The sequence below is a fragment of the Cypionkella aquatica genome (assembly GCF_030161095.1).
Lineage (GTDB): Bacteria > Pseudomonadota > Alphaproteobacteria > Rhodobacterales > Rhodobacteraceae > Cypionkella > Cypionkella aquatica.
The window spans coordinates 179,033-197,279 of record NZ_BSPP01000002.1 but is presented as its reverse complement, the minus strand read 5'-3'; the positions used below and the strand labels follow the sequence as shown (position 1 = coordinate 197,279).

General features: G+C 59.3%; 22 protein-coding genes. 7 read left to right on the top strand and 15 right to left on the bottom strand.

What is annotated here, in order from left to right; translation table 11 throughout:
- Positions 1 to 49: 49 nt before the first annotated feature.
- The 6 genes from acpS to folK form a co-directional block, all read right to left on the bottom strand.
- The gene (gene acpS / locus QQJ98_RS01655) at positions 50 to 463 is read right to left on the bottom strand and encodes a holo-ACP synthase (RefSeq protein WP_284323575.1); all 414 of its coding nucleotides are present in this window, start codon (positions 461 to 463) and stop codon (positions 50 to 52) included.
- Positions 464 to 1,213 carry a pyridoxine 5'-phosphate synthase gene (locus QQJ98_RS01650; protein ID WP_284323789.1) on the bottom strand — a complete coding sequence of 250 codons (750 nt, stop codon included), beginning with the start codon at positions 1,211 to 1,213 and terminating at the stop codon, positions 464 to 466. It lies immediately after the preceding gene.
- A gap of 43 nt (positions 1,214 to 1,256) precedes the next feature.
- Entirely contained in the window at positions 1,257 to 1,973 is a 717-nt protein-coding gene (locus QQJ98_RS01645) for a DUF2062 domain-containing protein (protein WP_284323574.1), read from the bottom strand.
- A 53-nt stretch (positions 1,974 to 2,026) separates the two neighbouring features.
- Complete coding sequence (locus tag QQJ98_RS01640) at positions 2,027 to 4,144, bottom strand: RelA/SpoT family protein (protein ID WP_284323573.1); 2,118 nt, start codon at positions 4,142 to 4,144, stop codon at positions 2,027 to 2,029.
- A gap of 47 nt (positions 4,145 to 4,191) precedes the next feature.
- Positions 4,192 to 4,545, bottom strand: a complete 354-nt coding sequence (gene rpoZ, locus QQJ98_RS01635; protein WP_284323572.1) for a DNA-directed RNA polymerase subunit omega — start codon at positions 4,543 to 4,545, stop codon at positions 4,192 to 4,194.
- A gap of 73 nt (positions 4,546 to 4,618) precedes the next feature.
- Positions 4,619 to 5,200 (bottom strand): 2-amino-4-hydroxy-6-hydroxymethyldihydropteridine diphosphokinase, encoded by a 582-nt coding sequence (gene folK, locus QQJ98_RS01630; protein WP_284323571.1) that lies wholly within the window; start codon positions 5,198 to 5,200, stop codon positions 4,619 to 4,621.
- A gap of 143 nt (positions 5,201 to 5,343) precedes the next feature.
- Here folK and QQJ98_RS01625 point away from each other — a divergent pair, with 143 nt between their 5' ends.
- From QQJ98_RS01625 to QQJ98_RS01605, 5 genes are all read left to right on the top strand, one after another.
- Entirely contained in the window at positions 5,344 to 5,916 is a 573-nt protein-coding gene (locus QQJ98_RS01625) for a LabA-like NYN domain-containing protein (RefSeq protein WP_284323570.1), read from the top strand.
- Positions 5,913 to 6,545 carry a hypothetical protein gene (locus tag QQJ98_RS01620; RefSeq protein ID WP_284323569.1) on the top strand — a complete coding sequence of 211 codons (633 nt, stop codon included), beginning with the start codon at positions 5,913 to 5,915 and terminating at the stop codon, positions 6,543 to 6,545. Before QQJ98_RS01625 ends, QQJ98_RS01620 begins: the two co-directional genes overlap by 4 nt.
- 48 nt (positions 6,546 to 6,593) lie before the next feature.
- Positions 6,594 to 7,544: a 4-hydroxy-3-methylbut-2-enyl diphosphate reductase gene (gene ispH, locus QQJ98_RS01615; protein WP_284323568.1), complete on the top strand. Its 951-nt coding sequence runs from the start codon at positions 6,594 to 6,596 to the stop codon at positions 7,542 to 7,544.
- A gap of 1 nt (position 7,545) precedes the next feature.
- Positions 7,546 to 8,010, top strand: coding sequence for a ribonuclease HI (gene rnhA / locus QQJ98_RS01610; protein ID WP_284323567.1), 465 nt, complete (start codon positions 7,546 to 7,548; stop codon positions 8,008 to 8,010).
- Between the two features lie 119 nt (positions 8,011 to 8,129).
- Positions 8,130 to 8,600, top strand: a complete 471-nt coding sequence (locus QQJ98_RS01605; protein WP_284323566.1) for a transcriptional regulator — start codon at positions 8,130 to 8,132, stop codon at positions 8,598 to 8,600.
- Here the strand turns inward: QQJ98_RS01605 and QQJ98_RS01600 are convergent, their stop codons facing one another.
- From QQJ98_RS01600 to def (QQJ98_RS01580), 5 genes are all read right to left on the bottom strand, one after another.
- A complete protein-coding gene (locus QQJ98_RS01600; RefSeq protein ID WP_284323565.1) occupies positions 8,601 to 8,837 on the bottom strand; it encodes a GlsB/YeaQ/YmgE family stress response membrane protein in 237 nt (78 codons plus the stop codon).
- A gap of 160 nt (positions 8,838 to 8,997) precedes the next feature.
- Positions 8,998 to 9,891 carry a methionyl-tRNA formyltransferase gene (fmt, locus tag QQJ98_RS01595; protein ID WP_284323564.1) on the bottom strand — a complete coding sequence of 298 codons (894 nt, stop codon included), beginning with the start codon at positions 9,889 to 9,891 and terminating at the stop codon, positions 8,998 to 9,000.
- Positions 9,888 to 10,391: a peptide deformylase gene (gene def / locus QQJ98_RS01590; RefSeq protein ID WP_284323563.1), complete on the bottom strand. Its 504-nt coding sequence runs from the start codon at positions 10,389 to 10,391 to the stop codon at positions 9,888 to 9,890. Before def (QQJ98_RS01590) ends, fmt begins: the two co-directional genes overlap by 4 nt.
- The gene (gene def, locus QQJ98_RS01585; protein ID WP_284323562.1) at positions 10,388 to 10,870 is read right to left on the bottom strand and encodes a peptide deformylase; all 483 of its coding nucleotides are present in this window, start codon (positions 10,868 to 10,870) and stop codon (positions 10,388 to 10,390) included. Before def (QQJ98_RS01585) ends, def (QQJ98_RS01590) begins: the two co-directional genes overlap by 4 nt.
- A complete protein-coding gene (gene def / locus QQJ98_RS01580; protein ID WP_284323561.1) occupies positions 10,870 to 11,394 on the bottom strand; it encodes a peptide deformylase in 525 nt (174 codons plus the stop codon). Before def (QQJ98_RS01580) ends, def (QQJ98_RS01585) begins: the two co-directional genes overlap by 1 nt.
- Positions 11,395 to 11,600: 206 nt before the next feature.
- Between def (QQJ98_RS01580) and QQJ98_RS01575 the strand changes: the two genes are divergently transcribed.
- Positions 11,601 to 12,770, top strand: a complete 1,170-nt coding sequence (locus QQJ98_RS01575) for a MalY/PatB family protein (RefSeq protein WP_284323560.1) — start codon at positions 11,601 to 11,603, stop codon at positions 12,768 to 12,770.
- Between the two features lie 10 nt (positions 12,771 to 12,780).
- On the opposite strand, the gene QQJ98_RS01570 is transcribed toward QQJ98_RS01575, so the two are convergent.
- Complete coding sequence (locus tag QQJ98_RS01570) at positions 12,781 to 13,131, bottom strand: hypothetical protein (protein WP_284323559.1); 351 nt, start codon at positions 13,129 to 13,131, stop codon at positions 12,781 to 12,783.
- A 171-nt stretch (positions 13,132 to 13,302) separates the two neighbouring features.
- Between QQJ98_RS01570 and QQJ98_RS01565 the strand changes: the two genes are divergently transcribed.
- Entirely contained in the window at positions 13,303 to 13,839 is a 537-nt protein-coding gene (locus QQJ98_RS01565) for a hypothetical protein (protein ID WP_284323558.1), read from the top strand.
- Positions 13,840 to 13,850: 11 nt separating this feature from the next.
- On the opposite strand, the gene QQJ98_RS01560 is transcribed toward QQJ98_RS01565, so the two are convergent.
- The 3 genes from QQJ98_RS01560 to QQJ98_RS01550 form a co-directional block, all read right to left on the bottom strand.
- Complete coding sequence (locus QQJ98_RS01560; RefSeq protein WP_284323557.1) at positions 13,851 to 14,192, bottom strand: hypothetical protein; 342 nt, start codon at positions 14,190 to 14,192, stop codon at positions 13,851 to 13,853.
- Positions 14,192 to 17,647, bottom strand: a complete 3,456-nt coding sequence (gene smc, locus QQJ98_RS01555; protein ID WP_284323556.1) for a chromosome segregation protein SMC — start codon at positions 17,645 to 17,647, stop codon at positions 14,192 to 14,194. Before smc ends, QQJ98_RS01560 begins: the two co-directional genes overlap by 1 nt.
- Before the next feature lie 95 nt (positions 17,648 to 17,742).
- Positions 17,743 to 18,225 (bottom strand): RNA pyrophosphohydrolase, encoded by a 483-nt coding sequence (locus tag QQJ98_RS01550; protein WP_284323555.1) that lies wholly within the window; start codon positions 18,223 to 18,225, stop codon positions 17,743 to 17,745.
- Positions 18,226 to 18,247 lie beyond the last annotated feature (22 nt).

The following is an 18,247-nucleotide window of genomic DNA, read 5'->3' as shown; positions in this document are numbered from 1 at the left end:
TGCCTGATCCTCAAGTTTTGCCGCTACATGCGCGCCGGGGGGGCGGGAGTCAAGTTGGCGCGGGGCCGGGGCGGGCCTCGATCACCACGAAAGCCTGCGCCCAAGGGTGGTCGTCGGTCAAAGTGACGTGAATGATCGCGTGATGATCGGGCGGCGTCATGCTGGCCAAGCGTTCGGCGGCCCATCCGGTCAGGTGCATCACGGGCTGGCCGGTGCGCAGGTTGGACACCGCCATGTCTTTCCACGAAATCCCCATGCGCAGGCCGGTGCCGAGGGCTTTGGAGCATGCCTCTTTTGCTGCCCAGCGTTTGGCATAGGTGGCAGCAATTGCGCGAGGGCGGCTTTCGGCCTTTTTCTGCTCGCGTTCGGTAAAGACGCGGGTTTTGAAGCGGTCGCCGTGGCGGGCCAAAGTGGCTTCGATCCGCTCGATATTACACAGGTCAGAACCGATGCCGAGGATCATCTAAGCGCGGGCCTGATCCATCAGAACACGCATTTTCTCAATGGCGGCTTCCAGGCCGACATAGATCGCCTCACCAATCAGGAAATGGCCGATGTTCAACTCTGCCACTTCGGGGATAGCGGCGATGGGGGTGACGTTGTCGTAGGTCAGCCCGTGACCGGCGTGGACTTCGAGCCCAAGGCTGTGGGCAAAAGCGGCACCTTTGCGCAGGGCATCCAGTTCAGCCTTGGCCTCTGCCAGACGGCCCTCGGCGTGCAGGTCAGAGTAGTGGCCGGTGTGCAATTCCACCACGGCCGCACCAATGCGGGCAGAAGCCTCAATCTGGGCAGGCGCGTGGCCAATGAACATCGACACCCGGCAACCAGCTTCGCGCAGGGGCGTGATGAAATGGGTCAGCCGATTGGCGTCCGAGGCCACATCAAGGCCGCCTTCGGTGGTCCGCTCGGCCCGGTTTTCCGGCACAAGGCAGACGGCATGCGGCTTCAGGCGCAGAATGATCGCGGCCATCTCATCCGTCGCGGCACATTCAAAGTTCAACGGGATACCTATGCCTGCGGCAAGCGCTGCCATATCTTCATCGCGGATATGGCGGCGATCTTCGCGCAGATGTGCTGTGATGCCATCCGCCCCAGCAGCCTCGGCAATAAGCGCAGCACGCAGGGGATCGGGCCAGACCGAGCCACGGGCGTTGCGCACGGTGGCGACGTGATCAATGTTGATGCCAAGCCGTTGCCGCGCCAGATGTGCCATGCTGTTCTTTCCCGTGATGTCCCAGCCGAATATAGCGGCGAATTTACTGCGCGCCAGCGCCTGTATCATCGCCAGCGGGGCGGCTTTCGCCATCTTTGTCAGTGCGGTGCAACAGGCGGTTCTTGGCGTCTGCGACCGCGAGTTTCAGGCGGTGCCTGCGCTCGCGGCGATCATCGGCCTTGGCGGCGCGGGCCTTCTGATAGGTTTGCACCAAGGGGATGGTCAGGTAATAGGCAACCGCCGAAATCACCAGACCGGGCAGCAATGCACCGATAAAATAGGGCACATAAATCTCGTGCCAAAACCGGATCAGACCGCCCCAATGCATCTGCGCTGGGGTGAACAGCGCCACGAAATTACGCCACAGGTCGGCGCCAGCGACGCCAAAGGCGTCAATAATAGCCTCGAAACTCAGCTTTCCCGGCACTCCCATGATCCAGTGGCCAAAGGACATCGCAAATACGGCAAAGAACGGAGTGGTGACGGGATTGGTGTTGAACGTGCCCAGCAATGCCGCCAGCAAATTGCCGCGCACCAGACGCGCTGCCGCCCAAGCCGCCACGAATTGCAATCCCGGCAGCGGCAGGAAGCCCACCAGAAACCCCGCGAAAATGCCGCGGGCGATGCGGTGCGGATCATCGGGAAGGCGGCTCATGCGGTGGATGACGTAGCGGGTTGCACGTTTGAAGCCACCCTTCGGATAGACCATCTCGCGCATCCAAGCGAGCCATCCCAGCGGTTGCCGACGTTTGAAAACCATAGAGCGGCCCCGCTTCCTTTCTGCCCAACGGGCTAAGCCTTGCGGATATTCCGTTAAGGCTTGCGTGTCATATCACGATGCCGCGACACTTGTGCGACATCGGTTTCAGCCTCGAGGGCCGTCATCACCATGTGCAAGTGTTCGACGTCGCGCAAGTCCACGTCAATGATAAGTCTATAAAAATCCGGTTTGCGTTCGGTAAAGCGCAGATCGGATATGTTGGCTTTCTGCTCGCCAATCAAGGTGCAGATCCGACCTAAAACGCCTTGGTCATTCGAGATGGCAACATCCAGCGCAACCGTGTTGGTGGCTGCGTGACGGCCCGCGTGCCATTGCAGATCGACCCAGCGGTTCGGCTGTTCTTCAAACTCTTCCAAGGCCGGGCAATCAATCGCATGGATCAACACACCTTGGCCGCGATAGGTGATCCCGACGATGCGTTCGCCCGGAAGCGGTTGGCAGCAGGGTGCGCGCCGGAAGGTCTGATCATCCGGCATACCGATGACGGCACGGGCAGATTCGACCTCATCCGCGCCGCGTTGCACCAGTTCCGGGTAAAGGGTTTCGACCACTTTGCGGGCGGTCAACTCAGCCGAGCCGAGGGCCGCCAGAAGCTCGGTTTCATCCGGCATCCCCAGCATTTTGGCGGCGGTGCGCAGGGCCTTGTCTGTGGCCTTTTTGCCGACATGCTCAAAAGCGGCGCGGGCAAGTTCTTGACCAAGCCGCATAAAGCGGCCGCGATCCTCTTCGCGCAGTGATTTGCGAATCGCAGCCTTGGCGCGGCCCGTGGTGACAATGTCGATCCAGGATGCCTGCGGACGCTGACCTTCGGCGGTGATGATTTCAACCGACTGGCCGTTTTTCAGCCGCGTCCACAACGGCACGCGGATGCCGTCGATCTTGGCCGAAACGCAGGAATTGCCGATGCGGGTGTGGATGGAATAGGCGTAATCGAGCGGCGTGGCACCACGCGGCAGTTGCACCACATCACCCTTCGGGGTGAAGCAGAACACCTGATCGGAATACATTTCCAATTTGACGTTTTCGAGGAATTCGTCGTGATCCCCCTCGTCCAGACGTTCGGTCATCGAGGCGATCCATTTGGCGGGATCAACCGCAAACGGGTTCTTGGCGCGCACGCCTTCGCGGTAGGACCAATGTGCTGCGACGCCTGCTTCGGCAACCTCGTGCATCTCACGGGTGCGGATTTGCACCTCAACCCGCTTGCCGTCGCGGCCAGACACCGTGGTGTGGATCGAGCGGTAACCGTTGGATTTCGGCTGAGACAGGTAATCTTTGAAGCGACCTGGCACTGCGCGCCAGCGTTGATGGATCACGCCCAGAATACGGTAGCAATCGGCGACCGAGGCGCAGATGACGCGAAAGCCGTAGATGTCGGACAGGCGCGAAAACGCCAGATCCTTTTCCTGCATCTTGCGCCAGATTGAATAGGGTTTTTTGGCGCGGCCATAAACGTCGGCGTCGATCTGCACCTTTTCCAGCACAGTGCGAATGTCAGCGGTGATCTGATGCACCACATCGCCGGATTCGCGCTGCAAGGTCAGGAAGCGGCGGATGATCGAGTTGCGGGCCTCGGGGTTCAGCACGCGGAACGACAGGTCTTCCAGTTCCTCGCGCATCCACTGCATACCCATACGCCCGGCCAAAGGCGCATAGATTTCCATGGTTTCGCGGGCCTTCTGCGCCTGCTTTTCCGGCTTCATCGACTTGATCGTGCGCATGTTGTGCAGACGGTCGGCCAGCTTGACCAAGATCACCCGCAGGTCTTTCGACATCGCCATGAACAGCTTGCGGAAGTTCTCGGCCTGCTGCGATTCGGTGTTGGACAGTTGCAGGTTGGTCAGCTTGGTGACGCCATCGACCAGCTCCGCCACTTCCTCGCCAAACAGCTTGGCGACCTCGGCATAGGTGGATTTGGTGTCTTCGATGGTGTCGTGCAACAAAGCCGTGATGATGGTTGCATCATCAAGCTGCTGTTCGGTCAGGATGGCGGCAACGGCGACGGGATGGGTGAAATAAGGCTCACCCGATTTGCGCATCTGGCCGTCGTGCATCGCAGCGCCGTAAGCATAGGCACGGCGGATCAGATCAGAATTGCAACGCGGATTGTAGTTTTTGACAAGGGCGATGAGGTCTTCAACGTCGATCATCACCGCCCCGCATTTCGGGAAAACCCGTAATTAAAGCTCGTCCAGACTTACAATTCGCCCTGAGCTTCCATCAGCGCGCGCAGCAGCTTTTCTTCCGACATATCGTCCTGCATCGGGCGATCAACTTCACCCGACATCAGCAAAGCCATCTGGTCTTCTTCCGGCTCGTCCACTTCGATCTGGGTCTGATGACCTTCGATCATGCGTTCGCGCAAGCTGTCCGCCAATTGGGTTTCCTCGGCGATTTCGCGCAAGGCCACCACCGGGTTCTTATCGTTGTCACGATCCACCGTCGCGGCAGAGCCGGACTGGATTTCGCGCGCCCGATGGGCCGCAAGCAAGACAAGTTCGAACCGGTTCGGAACTTTATCGACGCAATCTTCAACCGTCACGCGGGCCATGAAAGACTCCAGTAGGGGAGGGGCTTTGAAGCGGCCTATTTAGGCGCGATGTTGCTGCTTGACAAGGACATAATCAAGCGGACGGCAGCGGGACCACTTCGGCACGGTCTTTTGGCGGCAAGGCGGCCAACATCTGCGCCACATTCAGCCCGGTGATCGGGTGGCGCCAATCTGGGGCCACATCATGCAGCGGCACCAGAACGAAAGCACGCTCGGCCAGACGTGGATGCGGCAGGATCAACTGATCAGGTGCGATGGTGCGCTGATCCTCGGCAGCCAGACCCTGCCAATGCATATAGGTTTGCAGATCAGGCAACACCGATTCGCCCAAAGCCAAAAGGTCGATATCAAGGCTGCGCATGCCCCAACGCTGCACACGTTCGCGTCCGAATTGCGCCTCGATACGATGCAAGCAAGCCAAAATGTCAGCTGCAACCATGCTATGACGCAACGTCACCACGCCTGCCGCATTCACATAATCGGGCCCTGCCCCCGCCGGAAAACATGGCGTTTGATACAGGTTGCTCAGTCGCGTGACCGGCAGCCCAACCGCCGCAAGTTCCGCTATAGCGGCAAGAATTGTTGCCTTTGGCGGCATCTCGCCGAAATTCAGGTTGGCGCCAAACGCAATCAGAGCGTGCTTTTCTGTAAACATGGTTGCTGATATCCTCACAACAGATTGGCTTGCCCGTCCTGCGACGACCCTGCTATTCACGTTTTATTCGCCGCCGACCATCTACATTAGGTAGACCACTCACGAAAGCGCGTTTGGCGATATGTTTTTCGAGGGGAAGACTTATGTTTTACAAGGACGAACGGCTTGCGCTGTTCATTGATGGATCAAACCTTTACGCGGCCGCCAAGGCACTTGGGTTCGACATCGACTACAAGTTACTTCGTTCCGAGTTCATGCGTCGTGGCAAGCTGCTGCGTGCCTTTTACTACACTGCACTGCTGGAGAATGACGAATATTCACCGATCCGCCCGCTGGTGGATTGGCTGAATTACAATGGCTTCACCATGGTAACCAAACCGGCGAAAGAATACACCGACAGCCAAGGCCGCCGTAAGGTCAAAGGCAATATGGATATCGAGCTGACGGTCGATGCGATGGAACTGGCTCCGCGGGTCGATCATATTGTGATCTTCTCGGGGGACGGCGATTTCCGCCCGCTGGTCGAAAGCCTGCAACGGCAGGGCGTCCGGGTTTCGGTGGTCTCGACCATCCGCAGCCAACCGCCCATGATCGCTGATGAATTGCGCCGTCAGGCCGACAATTTCATTGAGCTTGACGAGTTGCGTGACGTGATCGGCCGTCCGCCGCGCGAACCGCGCCTTGAGCAAAACGAACTGGCTGTTGAGGTTAAGTGACAGAAATTCCCCAGATTTCTGACACTGTTTTTGAAAAGCCGAGGCGGGAAACTGCTTCGGCTTTCACCGTTACACCCAGCCGTGATTTTGATGGCGGCTTGCTGCGACGCTGGACCTATCGTTTGGATCGCAGCGACGCATTGGCCTATCTGCAGCTAAAGCGGGAATGGTCCGGCCGGGCAAAATGGGCTTTGGGCGCGTGGTTTATGGCCGGGGACATCGTCTTTGGCTTGCTGCCGGGGTGGATCAAGGGGCCAGATGACGGCTGGCAATCCTGGGCGGTTTTTCTGGGTGCGATGGCGTTGCAATGGGCTTTGGTTTTGCTCGGCATCAATATCTGGCAGAGGTTTCGCGCCGCACGCATGCTGCCCGCCCCGATCCATGCCGAATTTGAAGAATGGGTGGATTGCGTCGCGGGCACCGATATTCTGACGTATGACTGCGCCTATCTGTCGCCCGAATTGATCGGTCAGGTGCTGGAAACCCCAACCCATATCTTCGTGCTGAACTATGACACCGCGATTGTGGTGCCGCTGCGGGCCTTTGCTGATCGTGAAGAAGCTGCCCAGATCGCCCGGCATCTGCGCGCGCTTGCCGCAGGGCCGTATTACTTTGACGCCGAACCCTAGACGCGGCAAACCTCTGGGCTTAGGTCTAGCTGAAACATGAGAAATCCGATGACCCAGCCCGCATTAACCCTCTACCTCGCCGCCCCGCGCGGATTTTGCGCCGGTGTTGACCGCGCGATCAAGATTGTCGAACTGGCGTTGCAGAAATGGGGCGCGCCAGTCTATGTGCGGCATGAAATCGTGCACAACAAATATGTCGTCGATGCCCTGCGCGCCCAAGGTGCGGTGTTTGTTGAAGAATTGGATGAATGTCCGCTCGATCGCCCGGTGATTTTCTCGGCCCACGGCGTGCCGAAATCGGTGCCCGCCGCCGCCGAGGCCCGAAAGATGATTGCGGTTGATGCCACCTGCCCGCTTGTCACCAAAGTGCATAACGAGGCCGAGCGTCATCACCTTGCCGGCCTGCAAATGGTGATGATTGGCCATGACGGCCACCCGGAAACTATTGGCACCATGGGACAATTGCCATTGGGCGAGGTGTTGTTGGTAGAAACCGCCGAGGATGTGGCCGGGCTGGTGGTGCGCGATCCGGGCAAGCTGGCCTACATCACGCAGACGACGCTCTCGGTGGATGACACGGCAGGGATTGTAGCGGCGTTACAGGCGCGGTTTCCGGGAATCGTCGGCCCGCATAAAGAAGACATTTGCTATGCCACCACCAATCGCCAAGCGGCAGTGAAGGCGATTGCGCCGAAAATCGACGCGCTTTTGGTGATTGGCGCACCGAATTCGTCCAACTCGCGGCGACTGGTCGAGGTTGGCCGCTCGGCGGGGTGCACCTATGCGCAACTGGTGCAGCGGGCGACTGATATCGACTGGCGCGCGCTGGAAGGTATCAGCGCTGTTGGGGTGACGGCTGGGGCCTCGGCGCCGGAAATTCTGGTAAACGAAGTGCTGGACGCGTTCCGTGCGCGGTTTGACACCACGGTGGAATTGGTCGAAACCGCACAAGAAAACATCGAATTCAAAGTGCCGCGTATCTTGCGGGAAAGTGTCTAACATGCCGGAATTGTTCGCTTATGCTGATGGCGCGTGCTCGGGTAATCCCGGCCCCGGCGGCTGGGGTGTTCTGATGCTGGCACGCGAAAACGGTGCCGTGGTGAAAGAGCGGACCTTGTCGGGCGGCGAGGCGCATACCACAAACAACCGCATGGAACTGCTGGCGGCGATCTCGGCACTGGAAGCGCTGACTCGGGTGTCAGAGCTGACGATTGTGACGGATTCCGCCTATGTGAAGAATGGCGTGACCGAATGGATTCACGGCTGGAAGCGTAATGGTTGGAAAACCGCAGGCAAAGATCCGGTGAAAAATGTCGATCTTTGGCAAAGGCTTGATGCAGCGCAGGCCAAGCATAAAGTGGTCTGGCGCTGGATCAAAGGCCATGCGGGACACGCCGAAAATGAGCGTGCCGACGAATTGGCGCGGGCAGGCATGGCACCATTCAAGCCAGTAAAATTGCCATAAGCACCGTGCTTGGCTATAAAGTGAATATTTCGTCACATTGGATTTGCAATTCTTGAACATCTGGTCATATTGACTGCATGGCACGCACAAAGCGCATTTCTGATCAAAGCGTTTTCGACATGGTTCTGGCTTTAGCGCTGGAACAGGGCGAAAAATATGTGACTTTCGCAGCGATTTCGGCCGCGACCGGGCTTGCAGCGCCAACACTCGTGCAGCGCTATGGCAGCTGCAACGCCATGATCCTGACGGCAATCAGTCAAGCCTGGGATGGCTTGGATGCCTTGGCAGAAACCGCCGCAATCGACGCCACAACCCAAAGCAAAGGCGTGCCCGGCTTGTTGAAAGCGCTGACTGGGCCAATTGATCCTGGCGCATTGCTGACGCTTAGCCTGCGCGATACAGAGCTTGTTGCCCGGGCGAAATCCTGGCGTGCAGGAGTGGAACAGGCAATCGCCGCACGGCTGGATGTCAGCGCCAAGGCCAAAGAAACCGCCGCGATGATATTTGCGGCATGGCAGGGCCGGATGATGTGGGATGCCGCCGGCGGTAAAGGATTCAGGCTGGGCGATGGGATCAAGCGGCTGGGCTGATCATCGCGCGATATAGATTTTGTAAAGCCAAATCAGCACGATAGCGCCAAGTATCGCGCCGACCAATCCGGCCAGCCAGCTGGTGATCAACACCAGACCGCGCAGTAAGAAGCCGCCGATCAACGCGCCCGCAACGCCTATCACGATCGTTGTTGGCACATCGGTGTCAATTCGCATCAGCCGAGTCGCAAGAAAACCTGCCGCTGTGCCCACAATCACCAAAAACACCAAACCCATCCGCGCCTCCTGACTTGTGCTAGGTCATATGGGCACGGATTGGCGAAATGGAATAGCGCAGTCTGCCGATGCACAAGCAACTCAGACCTTTTGTTCACCGGGCATAGGCAGCCGAGTTACCCTCAGCCAGACATGCGGCTTTAAGCAGTTTTTGGCAGGATCAGACCAGAAATTCCGGCAGTTTCAATCCATTCAGCACCTCGGATGCCAACATCGCGCGCTTGCCTTCACGCTGCGCCGCGACAATTTCAACCGCGCCCTGCCCACAAGCGATATGCAAACCACCAAGCACCTGCCCCGGAAGCCCCGAAGCCGTGGTCACGCGCGATTTCAGCAGCTTTATACGCTCGCCATTGATCTCGCACCACGCGCCGGGGAACGGCGAAAGGCCGCGGATTTTACGATCCACCTCATGCGCAGCCTGCGACCAATCTACCCGTGCCTCGGCCTTGTCGATTTTGGCGGCATAGCTGACGCCCTGCTCTGCTTGCGGGGTCGCGGCCAGTGGCAGCTTCGCAATCGTTTCACAAATCAGCGCGCTGCCAATAGCGGAAAGTCTGTCGTGCAACTCGCCCGTCGTCTCTTCCGCGCCAATCTTGGTGGCGCTACGGGCGAGCACCGGGCCAGTATCAAGCCCGGCCTCCATCTGCATGATACAGATGCCAGTTTCAGCGTCGCCCGCCATAATCGCACGCTGAATTGGCGCCGCCCCGCGCCACCGCGGCAGCAGTGATGCGTGGATGTTCAGGCAGCCCAGACGCGGCATATCCAGCACGGCTTGCGGCAGGATCAGCCCATAAGCCACGACCACGGCGAGATCAGCGCGATGCGCCGCGAAGGCCTGCTGTGCGTCCGTTGAACGCAGCGATACCGGGTGATGCACGGGCAGATCAAGCGCTTCGGCGCAAAGTTGAACCGGGCTTTTCCGGTCTACTTTTCCGCGCCCTGCTGGACGGGGAGGTTGGCAGTAAACCGAAACGATTTCATGATGTTGGGTCAGTGCGCGCAGCACAGAAACCGAAAAATCGGGCGTGCCCATGAAGATGATTTTCATTGCCGTTTCCGCAATTTTTCGGCGCGCGCGATCAGCATTTTGCGCTTGGTTGCCGACAAATGATCGAAGAACATCTTGCCTGCCAGATGGTCGATCTGGTGCTGCACCGACGTTGCCCAAAGGTTCACAAAATCGCGTTCCTCGACTTGGTTGTGCGCGTTCAAAAACCGCACGGTCACGGCGCGCGGACGGCTGATCACCGCAAAAACACCGGGCAGATTTGGCGATGCCTCTTCATGCTCGCGGAACTGTCCCGAGGCATGCAAAACCTCTGGGTTGGCCATCAAAATCGCCTGCCCGCGCTGATCAGAGCAATCGACAACAGCCAGTCGCAACGGCACGCCGATCTGCACAGCCGCCAGCCCGTAGCCCGGCATCGCATCCATCGTATCGACCATATCCGCCCAGATTGCCCGTACTTCATCGGTGATTTCGGGCACCGAAGCCGCTGGCGTTCTAAGGCAGGGATGCGGGTAGGGCAGGCAAAGTCTGATGGTCATGCAAGGGCACTTTCCGCTGTCGCGCGGGCGGTCGGATCAAGGTGATCCAGCGTCAGCACACCGTTCAAGTGGTCAAATTCGTGTTGCGCACAGATCGCAGCAAAGCCAGTGAACATTTCTTCACAAATCTTCCCGGACAGATCCAGCCAGCGCATGTGCACCGATTTCGCACGGGTAATTTCGGTTACTATTCCGGGCAAAGACAGACAGCCTTCGGGGCCTGCAGCGGTCTCTTCCGACTTCCAAAGGATCTCCGGGTTGATCAGCACGCGCGGCGCATAAATGCCCTCTTTCCACGTGCAATCCATCACGAAAATCCGCTGCGTCACGCCAACCTGAGGCGCTGCCAAGCCGCGTCCCGGCGCATCATACATCGTTTCCAGCAGATCGGCGGCCAGCGCACGCGCATCACCGGTGATTTCTGAACAAACAGTTGTTAACCGTGAATCCGGCCAGCGCAGGATCGGCAGAACCGCCATCAGTAATCTGCGCCTGATCGTGCCCGTTCGCGTTTCAGCTTTTCCATCTTGCGGGTTATCATCTGCCGCTTCAGCGGCCCAAGATAATCAATGAACAATTTGCCATCCAGATGGTCGATCTCGTGCTGCACACAGGTCGCCCAAAGGCCCTCAAACATGCGTTCCTGCGCGAGACCTTCGGTGTCCATCCAAACAACTTTCACGCCACTTGGCCGCTTTACCTCGGCATATTGGTCGGGAATTGACAGACACCCCTCTTCGTAGGTCGCAAGATCTTCGGATGACCACAGCACCTTGGGATTTAGCAGAACCATCGGCTCGGGCGGGCCATCTTTGATACAATCCATCACGATGATCCGCTTCATAACGCCAATCTGCGGCGCAGCCAGACCAATTCCGGGCGCATCATACATGGTTTCCAGCATGTCTGACGCCAGAGTCAAAATCTCAGCCGTCACCTCTGCGACAGGCTCGCAGGGCTTTTTCAAACGCGGATCGGGATGGATTAGGATATCGCGGATCATGTTTGGGATTTACGGCGTGGGGGCAAATCGTGCAAGAGGGAGCTGAGATTTCGGTGAAATTCTCGACGCTACGCCACCTCAGGGACGGATTTCCAAGTATCGTTGGTATTTTGGAACTACGTGCTGATATTTTTATTATATTAGGTAAGATTTTCTGTTTTACTTAATATAATCAGAACCAAATACCAACAGCCAGCAGGACAATCATGAGCTTCAACACGCCGATCAATCGCTTTGGAACACATTCCGTCAAGTGGGATTCGATGGAGGCGATCTACGGCGTGCCGGCGGATGACGGCATTGCGATGTGGGTGGCTGACATGGATTTCGCGCCGCCGGCCTGCGTCCAGCGCGCGCTTGAAGGCATGCTGGCGCATGGCGTCTATGGCTATTACGGCGATGATGCTGGCTATCTGGATGCGATCCGTTGGTGGATGCAGACACGTCACGGCTGGACGGTCGAGCGTGATCAGATTTTCACCACCCATGGTTTGGTCAACGGCACGGCGATGTGCATTGACGCTTTTACCAAACCTGGCGACGGCGTTGTGCTGTTCACGCCAATTTATCATGCTTTCGCGCGGGTGATCAAAGCAGCGGACCGGCAGGTGGTGGAGTGCAAGCTTGCCAATGTGAACGGGCGTTACGAAATGGATTTCGACGCTTGGGATGCCCAGATGACCGGCAATGAGACCATGCTGATCCTATGCTCGCCGCATAATCCGGGGGGCCGGGTTTGGTCGGTTGAAGAATTGCAGGGCGTGGCTGATTTCTGCAAGCGCCACAACCTGTTGTTGGTCTCGGATGAAATTCACCATGATTTGGTAATGCCCGGCCAGAAGCATACCGTGATGGCGACCTTGCCCGATATAAGTGAACGTTTGGTCATGATGACGGCCACTACCAAGACATTCAACATTGCAGGCGCACATTCTGGCAATGTCATCATCGCAGATCCAAAATTGCGCGCGACATTTGCGCAACGGATCAATGCAATGGGGGTGTCGCCGAACTCTTTCGGATTGTTCATGGCGGCTGCGGCCTATTCGCCCGAGGGAGCTGCTTGGGTGGACGAGCTTTGCAGCTATTTGCAAGGCAATGCGCAGATTTTCAACGAAGGGATCGCGCAGATCCCAGGTTTGAAATCCATGCCGCTGGAAGCCACCTATCTGGCTTGGGTAGATTTTGCCGCAACCGGCATGCCCGCTGCCGAATTCATTGACCGGGTGCAAAAAGGCGCACGGATCGCCACAAATTATGGCACGCCATTTGGTGCAGGCGGCGAGTCCTATCTGCGCTTTAACCTTGCAACGCCCCGCGCCGTCGTGGTCGAGGCCGTCAAACGTCTGCAAATGGCTTTTGCCGATCTGCAATAAGTTTGTGTAACTAAGCCCGTGGCAACAGCGCCACGGGTGCGTTTTCGTCCCGTTCATAATCCAGCGCGGCGCGGTCCGATACCAGCGTCAGCCGCTTGAATTCGCAGACCAAATCGCCGTTCTCAACCGAGGAAGCCACGATCAGACACTGGAAGATATGGCGCGCCCCGTCATAAACATCGACCAGACCGCGCAGATGCGGCGTCAGCGCCGCGTCCAGAGAAAAGCCGCCATTCCAGAACCGGGTCACCGGAAAGACCGCTTCGCCCACCTGCACCCGCAGCCGCGATTTGCGCGTCGTTTCACGCTTGCGCGCGGCGTCGAGCCCGTCTCGGATATCTTGCGGTAAGAATTCAAGCATTTGTGCCTCCATCACCGGCAAGTTTGCCTGTTAACTGCTTAATTTTGTGACAGGCTTGGGTCGCCACTGAAAAAGCACAGGCCGGAGTGGCGAAAATGTCGCAAACGACCGATGAGCATGCCGAAAACTGGTCTATCGTTGGGGGCAGACTTAGAAAAAGGCGGGCTTGCGATGATCACTTTGGCCGAATTGGATGCGGCGCTGCCGGGTATTTTGGCCGCCCCCAAAACCGATGCACCGATTCGCGGGCTGTGTTTGCGGCCCGGCATCGGCCAACGCGCCTTCCCCGATCGGATCAGCATGAGCAAATCAGGCGGGATTCCGGGCGAGCGTTGGACCACCACGCCGTGGATGAAATTGCCCGATGGCAGCCCAGATCCGCGGATTCAGGTTTCAATTCTGCAAAGCCGGGTGTTGGATCTGGTGTGGCAAGATCGCGGCCAGCCGCATCCCGGCGATCCTATTGTGGCGGATTTAGAGATGTCGGTGGCCAATCTTCCGGTCGGCACGCTGATACAGGCCGGGACGGCGGTGCTGCGGGTGTCGGATGTCTGGAACGACTCCTGCGCGAAGTGGAAGGTGCGCTATGGTCGCGATGCCTATGACTGGGTGCGGCGCGCGCCAGAACTGCGGTTGCGCGGGATTTTGTGCTCCATCGAGGTGGATGGCGAAGTTGGTTTAAACGACCGTTTGCAGGTGCTTCGTTAACATTTTTGGCGTCACATACCCTCATCCCGCTGCCGCGTCACCCGCCGCCAAGTGACGCATTGTGCCACCATTTTCGCGGTTAACTCTGCCCAAAGCGGCAATGTCGCAAGCGTGGCGCGCTGGGTGATCCGGGTTTCACCTTGGTAAATATCCATCGGCGCCTCAGGATGCAGGGCGTTCCAAGCGGCGATCTGTGGGTCGCTTGCGCGCAGCGGCCAAGTTTGTGCCAGCTGCCAGATATTGTCGATTTCCCGCACAGTGAACTCTGGCAAAGCCGGGTTGCTGCGCGCGTAGATCACGTCATCCACCACCTCAATGCCGGTGAAACCAGCCGCGCGCAGGGCTTCTTCCATCACGCGACCAAAGCCTCGGCGCGTTTCAGATCGACCGAGACCAGCTGGCTAACGCCTTGTTCCGCCATGGTAACACCGAACAATCGATCCATCCGCGCCATCGTCACCGCATGGTGGGTGATGATCAGGAAACGGGTTTCGGTGCGGCGCGTCATCTCATCCAGCAGATCGCAGAAACGGGTGACGTTGGCATCGTCCAAAGGCGCATCAACCTCGTCCAACACGCAAATCGGTGCAGGATTGGCAAGGAAAACGCCGAAGATCAGCGCGAGTGCTGTCAGAGTTTGCTCGCCCCCTGACAGCAGCGAAAGTGTCGCCAGCTTTTTGCCGGGCGGTTGGCACATGATCTCTAGCCCGGCTTCCAGCGGATCATCGGATTCAACCAAAACCAGCCGCGCCTCGCCGCCGTTGAACAGATGGGTGAACAAAGTGGCAAAGTTGGCGTTAACCTGTTCAAACGCGGTCAGCAGGCGTTCGCGCCCCTCGCGGTTCAGGCCCGCGATGCCAGAGCGCAGCTTTTTGATCGCCTCTTCCAGATCAATTTTCTCTTGCGCAAGCGCGTCATATTCGTCGGAAACCGATTTCGCATCGTCTTCGGCACGCAGATTGACCGCGCCCAAAGCCTCGCGTTGACGCTTCAGGCGCTGCACATCGGCATCAAGGCTTTCAGCATCCGGCATTTTATCGGGATCGACTTTCAACGTGTCCAAAAGTTGATCGGGGGTGGCGCCCTGTTCTTCGGCGATACGCTCGGCGGCCAATGCCACGGTTTCGCGGGCGGCGTCGGTGCGGGCCTCGGCGCGGGCGCGGGCCTCACGGGCGTCACCCGACAGACGCTCGCCCTCGTGTTCGGTGTCGCGGGCGGTGCGCAGGGCGGCTTCGGCCACGGAAAGCGCATCGGCGGCGACAGCGCGGCGGGCCTCGGATTCGGTGATCGCATCGCTAAGTTCTTCACGCTTGATCGCGATTTCTTCCGGCGCGGCAGAGGCTTCCAGCAATTCTTCCTGCGTCTCGGCGCGGCGGGCGGCAAGTTCGGCGATGCGCTTGGCTGCGGTTTCAAGCCGATGCTTCCAGCCCGACAATTCCTTGACCGCTTCCTGACGCCGTTTCAGCCGCGCATCACCCTCGCGGCGCAACTCATCATGCGCCGAACGCCGCGCCATCATCGTGATGCGGGCGGCTTCTACGGCCAGCTTTGCGGCCTCGACACTTTCGCGGGCGGCGTCCAGATCGGGCAGGTCTTCTTCAGCGGCGACTGCGGCATCCAAACGCTCGCGGGCCTCTGAAGCGTCGCTTTCATAGCGTTCCACGGACAGACGTGCCGCGTCTAACTTACCGCCCGCAATAGATTTATCGGCCTCGGCCCGCGCGGCCAGACGGTTGGCTTCTGACACGCGGGTATCGGCGGCGCGGCGGGCATCACGGGCGCGTTGATCGGCGCTGGCCAGTTCGGCCAGCCGGGATTGCAGCAAAGCATGCGCCTGCGAAGCCCCGGCAGCGCGGGCCGCAACCTCTTCAAGATCGCGTTTCAGCGCGGTTAGGCGGTTCAATTGTTGCAGGCGCAAAGCCGCGGCAGAGGGCGCATCTTCGGCCCCTGCGCGAAAGCCATCCCAGCGCCACAGATCGCCTTCGCGGCTGACCAAACGCTGTCCGGGTTGCAGATCGCCTTGCAGGCGCGGGCCATCGGCGCGGGAAATCAGGCCGATTTGTCCCATGCGGCGGGCCAGAACGCCGGGGGCCCGCACATGGTGTGACAACGGCACGGCCCCGGTTGGCAAGCTTTGCGGTGTTGCGTAATCGGGCAGCATGACCCAACCAGAGGGCTTTTCCGCAGCCACTTCCGGCGCGCGCAGATCGTCGGCCAAGGCGGCCCCGATCGCCTTTTCAAGCCCCGGTTCGACCACCAAAAGATCAAGCAATTGATGGCCAGCCTGCGCCTCGCGCTGCACCAGACGGGTCAGCGCTGCGACCTCGGCGCGCAGGGCACTGGCCTCGCCTTCGGCTTCGGACCGGGCCGCGCGCGCCTCGGCTTCGCGGGATTGCACCTCGGCGCGGGCATCTTCGGCGGCAAGCAGCACCTCTTCAGCGGCTTCGGCAGACTCTGCGGCGGAAATCTGTGATTCCTCTGCGGCTTCAAATGCTTCGGCGGCAGAAACCAGAGCGGATTCCGCAGCACGCACCGCTTCAACCGCACGCGCAGCCTCAGTTTCGGCCTTGTGCACGGCAGCTTTTGTATCGGCCAGCATGCGCTGCACGGATTGGTGGCGGGCAGCAAGGCGCGCGGCATCTTCGGTGGCTTGCGACAGCACGCCTTCGCGGTCAGTCAGCACGGCAGAGGCTTCGCGCGCGATGTCAGAAGCCTCGATCAGGCGATCTTCATGGCCTTCATTGGCGCGCAAAAGCTGCTCGATTTCCCATTCAAGCCGCCCGATCACCTCGCCCGCATCGCGGTTCAGGCTGGCTTCCCGCTCTGCATCGCGGTCAAGTTCAACGATGCGACCACGCAGGGTTTCGATCATCGCGCGGGCGCGGGTTTCCTGTTCGCCCAATTGATCGCGCTGTACCATCAGGCGCTGCAGGATCGCCGCCGCAATGGCCTCCTCTTGGCGCAACGGCGGCAGCGCATCCTCGGCGGTCTCGCGCTGTTTTGCGGCAAGGCGGGCGGCGGCGTCGGCCTGCGCGGCCAAGGTTAAGCGTTGGCGCAGAAGCGTGTCAGCCTCGGCGCGGGCAATTTCGGCCTCGCGCCAGCGGCGATACAACAGTTGACCCTCGGCGCGGCGCAGTTCCTCGCCGATTTCACGATAGCGGGCGGCTTGTTTGGCCTGCCTTGTCAGTTGCGACAACTGCTGCGCCATCGATTCCAACACATCGTCGACGCGCAAAAGATTGGTTTCAGCCCCGGACAGCTTTAGCTCTGCTTCATGCCTGCGCGCGTAAAGTCCTGAAATCCCGGCCGCTTCTTCCAAAATCCGCCGCCGGGCCTTTGGCTTGGCGTTGATCAGTTCGGAAATCTGCCCCTGCCGCACCAAAGCCGGGGAATGCGATCCCGTCGAAGCATCGGCGAACAGCATCTGCACATCGCGGGCGCGCACATCTTTGGTGTTCAGCTTGTAGGCAGAGCCCGCATCACGGGTGATCCGCCGGGTGATTTCGATCATATCGGCGTCGTTGAAGCCCGAAGGCGCGAGGCGGTCGGTGTTGTCCATCACCAAGGCCACTTCGGCGAAATGCCGCGCCCCCCGGGTGGCGGCCCCGTTGAAGATCACATCCTCCATCCCGCCGCCGCGCATCGCCGAGGGGCGGTTTTCGCCCATCACCCAGCGCATCGCCTCCAGCAGATTGGATTTGCCGCAGCCATTCGGGCCAACCACGCCGGTCAGCCCGTCGTGGATGACCAGATCGGTCGGGTCCACAAAGCTTTTGAAGCCATTCAGCCGCAGCTTGGTAAAGCGCAAGTGGGTTTGTCCTGATTCCGTTGGAGGCTGAGTTTCACCCTACGCTTGCGCTGAGTCAACGCAAGGCGGCGGGCAAGATCCGACGCGCAAAGCCGCTAAGCCAGATGCGGGCGAAAACTGGTGACGACTTCCTCATAAACAGCACGCTTGAACGGCACGATAGAGGCGACCATTTCATCCGCGCCAATCCAGCGCCATTTTGAAAACTCGGGGTGATCGGACGCGATATTGACCTGCGCATCCTGCCCCAGAAAACGGAACAAAAACCACTTCTGCCGCTGGCCACGATATTTGCCGCCCCAGACGCGGCCCAGCAATTCGGGTGGCAGATCATACGTCACCCAATCATCGGTCTTGGCCACAAATTCAACCAGATCGGCAGTGACGCCGGTTTCTTCCCACAGTTCACGCAGGGCCGCAGCACGCGGCTTTTCGCCCTCATCTATGCCACCCTGCGGCATCTGCCAGGCGGGCACCGGGTTGTCCAACCGCTGACCCGCAAAGATCAGCCCTGCGGCATTGATCAGAACAACGCCAACGCAAGGACGGTAGGGCAGGCTTTCGGGATCAATGCGCATCGTGGCCTCGGGCAAAAGCAGC

Coding starts and splice junctions, on each gene's coding strand:
- fmt (WP_284323564.1), bottom strand. CDS start 9,891: ATGAAAATCATCTTCATGGGCACGCCCGATTTTTCGGTTTCTGTGCTG.
- QQJ98_RS01570 (WP_284323559.1), bottom strand. CDS start 13,131: ATGCTTGAATTCTTACCGCAAGATATCCGAGACGGGCTCGACGCCGCG.
- QQJ98_RS01640 (WP_284323573.1), bottom strand. CDS start 4,144: ATGATCGACGTTGAAGACCTCATCGCCCTTGTCAAAAACTACAATCCG.
- def (WP_284323563.1), bottom strand. CDS start 10,391: ATGACCATCAGACTTTGCCTGCCCTACCCGCATCCCTGCCTTAGAACG.
- folK (WP_284323571.1), bottom strand. CDS start 5,200: ATGTTTACAGAAAAGCACGCTCTGATTGCGTTTGGCGCCAACCTGAAT.
- QQJ98_RS01600 (WP_284323565.1), bottom strand. CDS start 8,837: ATGGGTTTGGTGTTTTTGGTGATTGTGGGCACAGCGGCAGGTTTTCTT.
- QQJ98_RS01645 (WP_284323574.1), bottom strand. CDS start 1,973: ATGGTTTTCAAACGTCGGCAACCGCTGGGATGGCTCGCTTGGATGCGC.
- QQJ98_RS01575 (WP_284323560.1), top strand. CDS start 11,601: ATGAGCTTCAACACGCCGATCAATCGCTTTGGAACACATTCCGTCAAG.
- rnhA (WP_284323567.1), top strand. CDS start 7,546: ATGCCGGAATTGTTCGCTTATGCTGATGGCGCGTGCTCGGGTAATCCC.
- acpS (WP_284323575.1), bottom strand. CDS start 463: ATGATCCTCGGCATCGGTTCTGACCTGTGTAATATCGAGCGGATCGAA.
- ispH (WP_284323568.1), top strand. CDS start 6,594: ATGACCCAGCCCGCATTAACCCTCTACCTCGCCGCCCCGCGCGGATTT.
- rpoZ (WP_284323572.1), bottom strand. CDS start 4,545: ATGGCCCGCGTGACGGTTGAAGATTGCGTCGATAAAGTTCCGAACCGG.
- QQJ98_RS01625 (WP_284323570.1), top strand. CDS start 5,344: ATGTTTTACAAGGACGAACGGCTTGCGCTGTTCATTGATGGATCAAAC.
- def (WP_284323562.1), bottom strand. CDS start 10,870: ATGGCGGTTCTGCCGATCCTGCGCTGGCCGGATTCACGGTTAACAACT.
- QQJ98_RS01605 (WP_284323566.1), top strand. CDS start 8,130: ATGGTTCTGGCTTTAGCGCTGGAACAGGGCGAAAAATATGTGACTTTC.
- def (WP_284323561.1), bottom strand. CDS start 11,394: ATGATCCGCGATATCCTAATCCATCCCGATCCGCGTTTGAAAAAGCCC.
- QQJ98_RS01565 (WP_284323558.1), top strand. CDS start 13,303: ATGATCACTTTGGCCGAATTGGATGCGGCGCTGCCGGGTATTTTGGCC.
- QQJ98_RS01560 (WP_284323557.1), bottom strand. CDS start 14,192: ATGGAAGAAGCCCTGCGCGCGGCTGGTTTCACCGGCATTGAGGTGGTG.
- QQJ98_RS01550 (WP_284323555.1), bottom strand. CDS start 18,225: ATGCGCATTGATCCCGAAAGCCTGCCCTACCGTCCTTGCGTTGGCGTT.
- QQJ98_RS01650 (WP_284323789.1), bottom strand. CDS start 1,213: ATGGCACATCTGGCGCGGCAACGGCTTGGCATCAACATTGATCACGTC.